Origin of the sequence: Flavobacterium sp., from assembly GCF_017744675.1 — a bacterium.
Lineage (GTDB): Bacteria > Bacteroidota > Bacteroidia > Flavobacteriales > Flavobacteriaceae > Flavobacterium.
Map to the genome: position 1 here is coordinate 240,345 of NZ_JAGIAV010000002.1, position 12,562 is coordinate 252,906.

Annotated in this window: 7 protein-coding genes; 6 read left to right on the forward strand and 1 reads right to left on the reverse strand. The window is 36.8% G+C overall.

Annotation, left to right across the window (positions count from 1 at the left end; genetic code table 11):
- Window positions 1–276: 276 nt before the first annotated feature.
- The 6 genes from J7574_RS06525 (at window position 277) to J7574_RS06550 (ending at window position 11,008) form a co-directional block, all read left to right on the forward strand.
- Complete coding sequence (locus J7574_RS06525; protein WP_290965926.1) at window positions 277–3,324, forward strand: TonB-dependent receptor; 3,048 nt, start codon at window positions 277–279, stop codon at window positions 3,322–3,324.
- Window positions 3,325–3,334: 10 nt separating this feature from the next.
- Window positions 3,335–4,783, forward strand: coding sequence for a RagB/SusD family nutrient uptake outer membrane protein (locus tag J7574_RS06530; RefSeq protein ID WP_290965929.1), 1,449 nt, complete (start codon window positions 3,335–3,337; stop codon window positions 4,781–4,783).
- 220 nt (window positions 4,784–5,003) lie between these two features.
- Window positions 5,004–6,656 (forward strand): arylsulfatase, encoded by a 1,653-nt coding sequence (locus J7574_RS06535; RefSeq protein WP_290965932.1) that lies wholly within the window; start codon window positions 5,004–5,006, stop codon window positions 6,654–6,656.
- 559 nt (window positions 6,657–7,215) lie between these two features.
- Entirely contained in the window at window positions 7,216–8,100 is an 885-nt protein-coding gene (epsC, locus tag J7574_RS06540) for a serine O-acetyltransferase EpsC (protein WP_290965935.1), read from the forward strand.
- 60 nt (window positions 8,101–8,160) lie between these two features.
- Window positions 8,161–9,081: a family 2A encapsulin nanocompartment shell protein gene (locus J7574_RS06545; RefSeq protein WP_290965937.1), complete on the forward strand. Its 921-nt coding sequence runs from the start codon at window positions 8,161–8,163 to the stop codon at window positions 9,079–9,081.
- Complete coding sequence (locus J7574_RS06550) at window positions 9,065–11,008, forward strand: family 2A encapsulin nanocompartment cargo protein cysteine desulfurase (RefSeq protein ID WP_290965939.1); 1,944 nt, start codon at window positions 9,065–9,067, stop codon at window positions 11,006–11,008. Before J7574_RS06545 ends, J7574_RS06550 begins: the two co-directional genes overlap by 17 nt.
- A 138-nt stretch (window positions 11,009–11,146) precedes the next feature.
- On the opposite strand, the gene rocD is transcribed toward J7574_RS06550, so the two are convergent.
- Window positions 11,147–12,400 (reverse strand): ornithine--oxo-acid transaminase, encoded by a 1,254-nt coding sequence (gene rocD / locus J7574_RS06555; RefSeq protein WP_290965943.1) that lies wholly within the window; start codon window positions 12,398–12,400, stop codon window positions 11,147–11,149.
- Between the last annotated feature and the right edge of the window lie 162 nt (window positions 12,401–12,562).

Genomic DNA, 12,562 nt, shown 5'->3' on the forward strand with positions numbered 1-12,562 from the left:
TTAAAAATCCTATTCTATTTTCATTTTATATTCAAAATGAAATCAAACTAAAATTTATATTGGCAAATCACGATGTCAAACCGTATAACTAAAAAAAATAATAACTAAATCAAGATTACAATGACCATAATGCACTGCCCTATTCTTTCATAACAAAAAACCATTTCTGCGGCAACAGAAATGGCAAGACTCAAAGAACATTTATCACTAAAGAAAGCCTCGGGAATTGAAGTCTCAATTTCTCGTAAAGCTTTATTATTTAAATCCAAAAAAGTAATGAACAAGCAATTACACGCCTTTTTGTGGTTTTTTGCATTTTTAGTTTCAACTGAAATTAAAGCACAAAATACACAGCCATTAATTAATTCGACCTTAAATGGTACCGTAGTAGATCAGGTAACCAATCAGCCTATTCCTGGCGTAACTATTCAAATCAAAGGAACAACTCACAGTTCGGTGACCGATTTAGATGGAAAATTCTATTTTCAGACAGGTCAAAAATTCCCTTATACTTTAATTGTTAGCTATTTAGGCTACGTTACAGCAGAGCATATAGCGACCAAAGATTTTATACAGATTTCATTAAAAGAAGACGTAAAAGAATTAAATGAAATCGTAATTATCGGATACGGCAGCACTTCTAAAAAAGATTATACTGGAGCTGCCGAAACCGTGGCACAAATGTCATTAAAAGCAACCCAAAAAACACTCGAAAGTTCCCTGCAAGGTTCTGTTGCAGGAGTTAATGTAACACAGACTTCGGGTCAGCCAGGCGCTGGAATGAGCATTCGTATTCGTGGCGGAAGCTCGATTCAAGGCGGAAACGAACCTTTGTACGTAATTGATGGTTTCCCATTATACAATTCTGAAGTAACTTCTGGTGTTTTGAGCGGTACGCCAACCAATCCGCTTTCAACGATAAATCCGTCAGATATCGAATCGATTACGGTTTTAAAAGATGCTTCTTCAACTGCCATTTACGGTTCTAGAGGAGCAAACGGAGTGGTTATTATTACGACCAAAAAAGGCTCAAATAATGCTACAACTGTAAATTACGATTTTACAATTGGTCAGCAATCGGTTCGCAAAAAAGTCGACGTGTTAGACGCGCAAGGATTTTCTAGATTGCGAAATGCGGCATTATACGATTCTAATCCGTCAGGCGGAACAAATCAATATCTAAGCGATGCCCAGATTGCGCAATTAGCAAAAGGAACCGATTGGCAGGACGCCGCTTTTCAGAAAGGCCTAACACAAAATCATCAATTGAGTGTTTCTGGCGGAAATAATCAAACGAAATATGCAGTTTCTGGAAACTATTACAATCAAGAAGGAATTATAAAAAATACAGGTTTTGAGCGTTTCAGCGGACGTGTAAACTTAAATTCTAAAATAAGCAGCAAAGCCCGATTCGGATTGAATTTAACTGTTGCAGAAACCAAATCTAAAGTTGCTCCAACTGGATTGGTAACCGCTTTATTAAGCATGCCTCCAACAGCAACGATTTACGAACCAGATGGAAGCTATACCTTAAGAAATCCGTTTGAGAATATTTTTGCCAATCCAATTGCGACTTTAAACGAGCGTAAAAACCAATCTATTACTGATCGTATTTTAGGAACTGTTTATGGCGAATATGACATTTTGAAAAATCTAGTCTTGAAAGTTTCATTTGGAACCGATATGATTTTCAACAAAGAAAAAAGTTATTTGCCGTCTAGCATTTACGAAGGTTCAATCACGAACGGAGAAGGAAAAATTGGAAATGCCGAATCTAGAAGCTGGTTAAACGAAAATACTTTGACCTACACGACTGTATTTGGCGAAAAACATCATTTGAATGCTCTGGCGGGTTACACGCAGCAAAGTTCTACAAGAGAATTTAATACTTCGGGCTCGCAGCAATTTGTAAATGATATTACGTCTTATTATAGTTTACAAAGCGGAAATGTGGCACTAATGCCAACTTCTGGCGAGAGCACTTGGGCGTTAAATTCTTTCTTAACCAGAGTAAATTACAATTACGATTCAAAATATTTCTTAACAGGAAGTTTAAGAGCCGATGGTTCTTCTCGTTTTGGAAAAGACAATAAATGGGGCTACTTCCCTTCTGTTGCGGCAGCTTGGCAAATCAGTAATGAAAATTTCTTTGCTCCTGTAAAAGACGTTGTGAATAGTTTAAAAATTAGAACGAGCTGGGGTACTACAGGAAATCAGGAAATTGGAGAATATCAGTCTTTATCGACTTTAACAAGCGTAAAATATCTTTTTGGAGATCAGATCTATACAGGTTTTACGCCTACGCGAATTGCAAACGACAATCTGGGTTGGGAATTAACCAATCAGTTTGATGCTGGTGTTGACGTTGGATTTTTCAATGATAAATTAAACTTGACTGTCGATGTTTATCGCAAAACGACAAAAGATTTATTGTTAGACGTTCAGCTTCCGTACACGACTGGATTTACTTCTTCTTTACAGAATTTTGGTTCTGTTCGAAATCAGGGAGTCGAGTTTGGTTTGAATGCTTCTCTTGGCAATACGGCTTTCTCTTGGACTTCGAACTTTAATATTGCCTTCAACCAAAACAAAATTATTGCTTTAGGAAATGGTGCCGAATATTACACTTTCGGAAATTATATTTTAAAAGTAGGACAATCTCTAGGAACTTTTTACGGAGCGGTTACAGACGGAATTTTACAAACGAATGAAGTGGCTACAAAAGGCGTTTATACCGGAAATGCTACTCCAAAAGCAGGAGATCGTTTGTACAAAGACATCAATGGCGACGGTACTTTTACAACTGCCGCAGACAGAACAAGCATTGGCGATGCACAGCCAGATTTCGTTTTCGGATTTTCAAACAACTTCACTTACAGAGGTTTTGAATTGGCCATTTTAGTAAATGGTTCTGTTGGAAATAAAATCCTTAACGGAAACCTGCAAGCGCTAGAATTGTACAACGGACAGCAAAATGCTTCTACCTCAGCTCTAGATGCTTGGACACCAACAAATCCGAGTAATACAACCCCTAGAGCAAAATTAGATCCTGCACCTGTTTTTTCTAACCGATTTGTAGAAGATGGTTCATTTGTTCGTTTGAAAAATATCGCTTTGAGTTACAATCTACCGAAAAAAGTATCGGAGAAATTGAGTTTAACATCAGTAAAATTCCGTGTTATTGGAGAGAACTTATTGACTTGGACAAAATACACAGGTTACGATCCTGAAGTAACCAACGGAACCACGATTTCTCCAGGTACAGATACTGGAATTTATCCGGCTTCTAAAACCATTTCTGGCGGTTTAATTGTAACATTCTAAAAGATTTATCATGAAAAAGACACTTATATTCAGTTTCGCGGCGCTCTTTTTAATTAGTGCCTGCAATTCTTTAGACGAAGATCCAAAAGCATTCATTTCGTCTACCAATTTCTATAAAACAACCGAAGATGCCGATGCAGCCGTTATTGCCATTCATAATGCGATCAACAGTTCGACGCATACGCTATACAATAGATTAATTCAGATTGCGACCGAAATGGCAACCGACGATTATGAAGCGGGACCAAGAGCCAGAAATGCACACGTTAGAGCTTTGTCTAATTTGACTCACGATGCCTCAAACGACCGTATGATCGAGTTATGGAGACAAAGTTATGACGGAATCAACAGAGCAAATGTTGCAATAGATAATATCACAAAAAACCCAAATCTAAACTCGCAAAAAGATAAAGATTTGATTAATGAAGCAAAGTTTTTAAGAGCACTTTTATACTTCAATTTGGTAAGATGGTTTGGCGATGTTCCGTTGGTTTTACACGAAACCACTGTTCTTACGCCAGAAGCGATTAACGTAAGCAATACGCCAGAAGCCGATGTTTACATTCAAATAGAAAAAGATTTGATCGATGCAGAAGCACTTCCTGTCGTTCAGCAAAATAAAGGACGCGTAACTGCAGGCGCCGCAAAAAGTATTTTGGCAAAAGTATATTTAACAGAAAAAAAATGGCAGAAAGCCGCCGAAAAAAGCAAAGAAATCATTGACAGTAAAGTGTATGATTTGTTCGAAAATTTTGCTGACGTATTTAATGTGGCAACCAAAAACGGAAAAGAGCATATCTTCTCTGCTCAGTTTAAAGGTTTAACCAACTGGAACGGAAATATGTTGGCCTCAACTGCGGCGCCAACTTCAGTTCCTGGAATTGCAGGAGATCAAGCCGATGCTTTGCATAAAGAAGGCGGACTTTTTGAAGCTTTTGCTGAAAATGACAAAAGAAAGTACATCACTTTTGCAGTAGAATTTGTGAGTCCGACAGATGGAAAAACGTATAAAGTAACACCTCACTTCAATAAATATTTTGATCCATCAACTCCAGCATCGCCTGGACAATCTTCTAAAAACACGCCAATTATCAGATTTGCAGAAGTATTGCTGATTTATGCAGAAGCTTTAAACGAACAATATAGTGGGCCAACAGCAGAAGCCTATGCCGCAATAGACCGCGTGAGAACAAGAGCAGGAATTCCACTTTTATCTGAAACTTCGCCAGCATTAAGTCAGAACGATTTTAGAGAAGCGGTTTTTGAAGAAAGAAGAAAAGAATTGGTTTACGAATACCAGCGTTGGTTTGATTTGGCAAGAAGAGGCCCAGATTATTTTGTAGCAAAATTAAAAGCCGCAGGAAAAACCAATGCACAGCCCAAACACGTTCACTTTCCTATTCCACAGAGAGAATTGGATTTGAATCCGAATTTAAAGCAAGTTCCAGCTTGGAGGTAAAAAATTTAAACACATAGAAACATAGTTTTTAAATATTTTAAAAATCTAATTAATCAGCCAAAATCTTTTAAATCTGCGTGAAAAAAACTCTGGAGAAAAAGTATTTCACGCAGATTTAAAAAGATTAAAGCAGATAAACACAGATTAAATCTAACTATGCTTCTATCATGAGAAGACATTTTACAAATTAAAAATATACTAATAGTAAATTATAAATAAGATGAATAAAAGAATAAACATTTTATTTTCTGTCTTATTGACAGGAATAATAGGCACGTACGAAGCCGATGCGCAAACTGCATCATCAAAACCAAACGTCATTTTGATTCTGGTGGATGATATGGGATATTCAGATTTAGGAAATTATGGATCTGAGATTAAGACCCCAAACCTAGACCGTTTAGCCAAAGAAGGAACACGCTTGCGTGAATTTTACAACAACTCCATTTGTGCTCCTACAAGAGCTTCATTATTAACAGGACAATATCAGCATAAAGCTGGAGTTGGTTATTTTGATGTGAATTTAGGTTTGCCGGCTTACCAAGGTTATTTGAATAAAGAATCTCTGACCTTGGGAGAAGTCTTCCGTTCTGGAGGTTACAGCACTTTAATGTCTGGTAAATGGCACGTTGGTTCTGAAGATCAAGCGCAATGGCCGAATCAAAGAGGTTTCGATAAGTTTTACGGAATCTTAAAAGGTGCGTCGAATTATTTTGATACTAAACCGCTTCCTTTCGGTAAAACGCCTTATCCGGTAAAATTAATTCGCAACAACGAAGAACTGCATCCAAAAGACGATTCTTACTACTTTACAGACGAAATTGGAAACAATGCGGTTACTTTCTTAGAGGAACAAAACAAAGAAAATAAACCTTTCTTCTTGTATTTAGCTTTTACGGCACCGCACTGGCCATTGCAAGCAAAACAAGTTGACATCGCTAAATACAGAGGAAAATTTGATGAAGGTTGGGATGTTTTAAGAGAAAAAAGAATCCAAAAATTAAGAGAAAGCGGCATTATCCTTCCAAACCAAACCATTTCACCACGTGATCCAGAAGTTCCAGAATGGGATAAATTAACGTATGACGAAAAACAGTTCTGGAAAGCTAAAATGGAGGTTTACGCCGCAATGGTAGACAACATGGACCAAAACGTGGGTAAAGTTTTAGACAAATTGAAAGCGTTGAAGAAAGACAAAAACACCTTAATCATTTTCATTGCAGATAATGGTGCTCAAGGCGGTTTTAATACTTACAATCCGTTAAGAAGAGGTTTAGTTCGAAATGACGGACCTGTGGGTTCTTCTGGATCTTTTGATTATCAAGAGCAAAACTGGGCTTATTTATCCAATACTCCGTTACAGGATTATAAAAACAATATGCACGAAGGCGGATTCAGTTCTCCATTTATCGCTTGGTATCCTTCAAAAATTAAAGCAGGAAGAATCGATAAAGGAACAGGACATATTATTGACTTAGCTCCTACTTTTTACGAATTGGCGGGAATTGAATATCCGAAAACTTTAAACGGTGTAAATTCTAATCCGCTTGCTGGAAAAAGTTTACTGCCAGTTTTATTCGACAATGCTTCTGAGGTAAATCGTGGTGCTCCATTATTCTGGGAAAGAGCTGGAAATAGAGCGGTTAGAGAAGGCAAATGGAAATTGGTTTCTACCTATCCTACTTACCAATGGGAACTTTACGATCTTGAAGCAGACCGTGGAGAGACTACAGACGTCGCGGCTCAAAACCCTAAAATTGTAAATGACCTTTCAGCAAAATATTTTGATTGGGCAGACAAAACAGGCGTTGTAGAATACGGCAAATTCAAACAAAAAGGAGAATTAATTCCGGGTGCCGCACCAAAGAAATAATAAGAAATTATAAAAATTCACCTTTTTGAATTTTTAAAAAGCATTTAAAGATCGAAAAATAAGTGTAAAAAGGATATTCTTTACTTATTTTTCGATCTTTTTATTTCGTTAAAACCAAAACACAAAACACTAATTAACAATATACTACAAACAACAAAACAGATTTATAACCTATTAATTTCATCTCGTTTCAAATAAATTTCAAAAAAGATTTGGATTTTATTTTAATAAATTTAACTTTGTCTATAGAATTGGTAGAGTTTAAACAATTAAAGACTACATTTTGAAAACAGCAGAAAAAATATCGTCTCACATTTTTCCTAAAAATTATACATATAACACGCTTTGTTATATGTGTTTCTGTTGTTAATTCTTCCAACCTTTAGTTTAGCCGATGCGACTTTCATCGGATCGTAAAACGAAATCTTTCATTCAAACACTTTCTTTCCGAACATCGATTTGTTTTGAGGCATTTCTGTTTCAAAATGACAACATGTTGTCTGAAAGATATTTAAGTTGATTTTCCCTGAAATTTATTACCAACTAAAAACATTCTGACATGAATTTATTTTACCAGAAAATAGCAAAGCAACATCAAGAATTGGCGATTCTTCCTGAGAAAAAATTAATACATGAGTTTATAGATAATCTGTTTGCAATATTGTTTTCTAATACGTCAAAATCATTTGAATTTGAAGAAACAATCAAATTTAAATTCAATCAGCTTGAAAAACAGTTTGACGAATTGGTTTCGAATTTTTCATCCAAAAAAGAACAGAAACAGCAGACAAAAATATTCTTTAATGCGATTCCACATTTGCATTACACAGCCATAAATGATGCCCAAACTATTTTTGCCAAAGATCCAGCTGCAAAGTCATTAGAAGAAGTGTTGTATTCTTATCCTGGATTTTTCGCTATTTCAATGTATCGATTTTCCCATCAATTATGGAAACAAGATTTAAGAATTTTAGCCCGGACGCTTTCAGAATATGCGCATATTAAAACAAGTATCGATATTCATCCAGGAGCTCAAATTGGAAATGATTTTGCAATCGATCACGGAACTGGAGTTGTTATTGGCGAAACCTCAATTATTGGCAACAATGTGCAAATTTATCATGGTGTCACTCTCGGTGCTTTGACAGTAAAAAAAGAAGATGCTTTTACAAAAAGGCATCCTACAATAGAAGACAATGTTATCATATATGCCAACAGTACTATCCTTGGCGGCCAGACCACAGTTGGAAAAGACTCTATTATTGGCGGCAATGTGTGTCTAACTTATAGTATTCCTTCTAATTCTGTTGTTTACCATAAAAATGAAATCAAAGTTAAAACTTTATCAAGAGAACCAAAAGGCATTGCTACAGACCATACGCTGCTAACTCTTAACTACGGCACAACCGAAAGATATTTATCTGTCAACGAGTCTTTTGAATAAAAATTATGAATAACTTTAAGGAATCAAAAAATAAATTATAAACCTATTAAAACTCAAAAAATGGCAGAAACAAAACCACAGCAGACCGCATTAGGCGATGTTGCAGCAAGACAACTCGCAATAGCAACTCGTACCGTTCCTCAAATTGGAACTGTAACTCCAAGATGGCTAACGCATCTATTGCATTGGACACCAGTAGAATCGGGAGTATTTCGTTTAAACAAAGTAAAAAACGCCAACCATATCGAAGTAGATTGTTCGGCTCGTGACGAGAGAGTTTTACCTAACACTTTTGTCGATTATATCGATAATCCTAGAGAATATAATCTGGCCGCCGTACAAACTATTGTTGACGTTCACACTCGTGTTTCTGACTTATACAGCAAGCCTTACAATCAAATTTCAGAACAATTGCGTTTGGCTATCGAAACTATTAAGGAACGTCAGGAAAGCGAATTAATCAATAATAAAGATTATGGTTTGCTTAATAATGTTGTGCCTTCACAAATTATTAAAACACGCACGGGAGCACCAACTCCAGACGATTTAGACGAATTGCTTACCAAAGTCTGGAAAGAGCCAGGATTCTTTTTATTGCATCCTTTAGCCATTGCCGCTTTTGGCCGCGAATGTACACGCAGAGGTGTCCCTCCTCCTACTACCTCTTTATTCGGATCTCAGTTTTTAACTTGGAGAGGAATTCCGCTTATTCCATCAGATAAATTGCCAATTAAAAACGGAAAATCAAAAATCATCTTATTGCGTACGGGCGAAAGCCGTCAAGGCGTGATCGGATTGATTCAGCCAGGATTACAAGGCGAACAGTCTCCAGGATTATCGGTTCGTTTTATGGGAATCAACGAAAAAGCCATTGCCTCTTATCTGGTTTCACTTTATTGCTCACTAGCCATCTTAGTTGATGATGCAATAGCCGTTTTAGAAGACGTAGAAATAGGAAAGTATCATGAGTATAAATACTAACACAAACGGTTTACCAAATATAGACGATTTGCAAAATTTAGCAAACGAGCTGTTCAGTGCCTTGCCCAACGAATTTCCAAAAGAAATTTCGTTAAGTCCAGACAAAAGCGAACATCCTCGTGCAACTAAAATTGCAGAAACGCTTTTGAATTCCGGAAATGCAGAATCTTTATCTTCATTTTCTGAGCAAAGTCCGTTGCAGGTAATATCGGTTCCGCAAACTTCGTTTAGTGGTCTTGGAGCTTCTCCAACTGCCGCTGCCAATTATGGAAATACAGTATCATCATCGGCTTTATACCCAAATGCTGGTGCTGGATTTTCTCCGCAAAATGAAAAAATTTCGTATGAAGCTCCAAAAGAAAAGACGCTCAACATTGAGGATCCACACACCGGTTTTCATGATATTAATCTAAAAAGCACTGGCGTACCTCAACTCAATGAAGAATCCTTCTTTTCGCCATTCTTTTTAAACCATAATTATCTTCCTTTTCAAGGCGGCAATTCTTCTTTTGAAGCAGAACTCAAAGCCGCATTAGAAAGCGTTGATACTTATTTTAAAAAACGAATTGATTTTCCGTCAAGCGGAAGTGATCTTCAAAACTCGTATTATTTTTTAGAACAGAATCCATTTGCTTTTGATCAAAAAAATAGCAGTCCGATTGTTGGAAGCTCATTTAGTCCCAAAGGAATTTATGGTTCTTCAGCACCTCATTTTAATGCAGATCTGGTAAAGAAAGATTTTCCGATTTTAAGAGAAACGGTAAACGGAAAACCTTTGGTTTGGTTTGATAATGCTGCAACGACTCAGAAACCGCAATCGGTTATTGATAGAATTGCGTATTTCTACGAGCACGAGAATTCGAACATTCACCGTGCAGCGCACGAATTGGCCGCAAGAGCATCTGATGCTTACGAAGCGGCTCGTGAAAAAGTAAAAGCTTTTTTGAACGCACAATCGGTAAATGAAATTGTTTTTGTTCGTGGCGCTACCGAAGGAATCAACCTCGTTGCTTCCACTTGGGGAGAACATAATTTGGTTGCAGGCGATGAAATCATTGTCAGCAATCTGGAACATCATGCGAATATTGTTCCGTGGAAAAGGCTGGCCGATAGAAAAGGCTTAAAACTGCGAGTAATTCCTGTGGATGATGATGGACAGATTCTATTGGATGAATATGCCAAACTACTCAACCCTAGAACTCGTTTGGTTGCTTTTACTCAAGTTTCTAATGCTCTTGGCACGATTACGCCTGCGAAAAAAATAATAGAACTAGCACATTCAGCTGGAGCAAAAGTTTTGGTAGATGGCGCACAATCTGTTTCGCATATGAAAGTTGATGTACAGCATTTAAATCCAGACTGGCTTGTTTTTTCTGGACATAAATTATTTGGTCCTACAGGAATTGGCGCTTTGTACGGAAAAGAAGATTTACTGAATGAAATGGAACCTTATCAATCGGGCGGAAATATGATTCAGGATGTGACTTTTGAGGAAATCAAATACCACAAAGCGCCAAATCGTTTTGAAGCCGGAACTGGAAATATAGCCGATGCCATAGGACTTGGAGCAGCTATCGATTATGTAACTAAACTCGGAATTGAGGCAATCGGACAATATGAGCATTATCTATTGGAATATGCCACAAGTCAGTTAAAAGAAATTCCAGGTGTACGTTTGATTGGAACGGCCAAAGACAAAGCCAGTGTTTTGTCGTTTACGCTTCAAGGCTACACCAATGACCAAGTGGGTCTGGCATTGAACCGAGAAGGCGTTGCGGTACGCACAGGACATCATTGCGCACAGCCAATTTTACGCAGAATGGGAGTAGAAACTACTGTTCGTCCATCATTAGCTTTTTACAACACGACACAAGATGTTGATACTTTCATCAAAACAGTGTGGGAATTGAAAAAGGTTAGATTCTAAAATAAAATGAGTCAATGCTTTTAACAAACATTGACTCAAAAACATAATTGCTTTTTTTGATATTTTAAGTAATTATAACCAGAAGGCGGTTGTTTTATGCAATCGCCTTTTTATATGATTAAAATTACGCAGAAATATTTAATTTTTAAATTCATTTAAAGATTTCTCGATAATCTCCAAACATTCCTGAATCTGCTCTTCGGTCATGACCAAAGGCGGAGCCAATCTAATTTTGTTTCCGTGTGTTGGTTTTGCCAATAATCCGTTGTCTCTAAACTTCAAGCAGATTTCCCAAGCTAGATCTGATTCTTCGTTTGTCTTGATTACAATAGCATTCAATAAACCTTTTCCGCGTACCAGAGTAATCAAATCATTTTTAGCTGCGATTTCATTCAATCCTTTTCTTAAAATTACTCCAAGACGTTCTGCATTTTCAGCCAGTTTTTCGTTTTTAACAACTTCAAGCGCCGCAACGGCAACAGCTGCTGCAACAGGATTTCCTCCAAAAGTAGATCCGTGCTGGCCTGGTTTAATTACGTTCATGATTTCGTCATTGCACAGAACCGCAGAAACTGGATACACTCCGCCAGAAATTGCTTTTCCTAAAATCAAGACATCAGGCTGAACGTTTTCGTGATGAACCGCCAATAATTTTCCTGTACGGGCAATTCCTGTTTGAACTTCATCTGCAATAAACAATACATTATGCTTTTCGCAAAGTGCTTTCGCTTTTGCTAAATAACCTTCAGAAGGAACATAAACTCCTGCTTCACCTTGAATTGGTTCAACTAAAAATCCAGCAATATTTTTTGATGAATTCAAAGCGTTTTCAAGCGCCTCAAGATTATCGTATTCTATTTTAATAAAACCATCCGTAAAAGGACCGAAGTTTTTACGTGCCGTTTCATCGTTTGAAAATGAAATAATAGTAGTGGTTCTTCCGTGAAAGTTATTTTCGCAAACAATAATCTGCGCTTGGTTTTCTGGAATTCCTTTTACTTCATAAGCCCATTTTCTAGAAATTTTCAAAGCCGTTTCAACCGCTTCGGCTCCTGTATTCATTGGAAGAACTTTGTCAAAACCAAAATAGTTGGTTACATATTCTTCGTAGTTTCCTAATTTATCATTGTAAAAAGCACGAGAAGTCAAAGTCAGTTTTTGCGCTTGCTCCACCATTGCATTCACAATTTTTGGATGGCAGTGTCCTTGATTAACTGCAGAATAAGCAGATAAAAAATCAAAATATTTCTTTCCGTCAACATCCCAAACATACACGCCTTCTCCACGTTCTAAAACGACAGGAAGCGGATGATAATTATGAGCTCCATATTTGTTTTCTTTTTCTATCAAAACTTCAGATTTTGACGAAAGTGTTTTTTCTGTACTTATCATAATATGCTTTTTATTTCTACAAAAATATTAAAATTAAATTAAAATTGGATATAAAATTAAAATTTTGACTTACAAATAACAAAATTAAAGTCAAAACACATATTTTTTAACTTCAAAAAAAGCAAATTTCCTTTGCTAGAATTATTATTTATGAAGGTTTAT

What these genes read in the sequence shown, in the direction of transcription:
- rocD (WP_290965943.1), bottom strand. Translation starts at nt 12,400, where the DNA reads ATGATAAGTACAGAAAAAACACTTTCGTCAAAATCTGAAGTTTTGATA.
- J7574_RS06550 (WP_290965939.1), top strand. Translation starts at nt 9,065, where the DNA reads ATGAGTATAAATACTAACACAAACGGTTTACCAAATATAGACGATTTG.
- J7574_RS06545 (WP_290965937.1), top strand. Translation starts at nt 8,161, where the DNA reads ATGGCAGAAACAAAACCACAGCAGACCGCATTAGGCGATGTTGCAGCA.
- J7574_RS06530 (WP_290965929.1), top strand. Translation starts at nt 3,335, where the DNA reads ATGAAAAAGACACTTATATTCAGTTTCGCGGCGCTCTTTTTAATTAGT.
- J7574_RS06535 (WP_290965932.1), top strand. Translation starts at nt 5,004, where the DNA reads ATGAATAAAAGAATAAACATTTTATTTTCTGTCTTATTGACAGGAATA.
- J7574_RS06525 (WP_290965926.1), top strand. Translation starts at nt 277, where the DNA reads ATGAACAAGCAATTACACGCCTTTTTGTGGTTTTTTGCATTTTTAGTT.
- epsC (WP_290965935.1), top strand. Translation starts at nt 7,216, where the DNA reads ATGAATTTATTTTACCAGAAAATAGCAAAGCAACATCAAGAATTGGCG.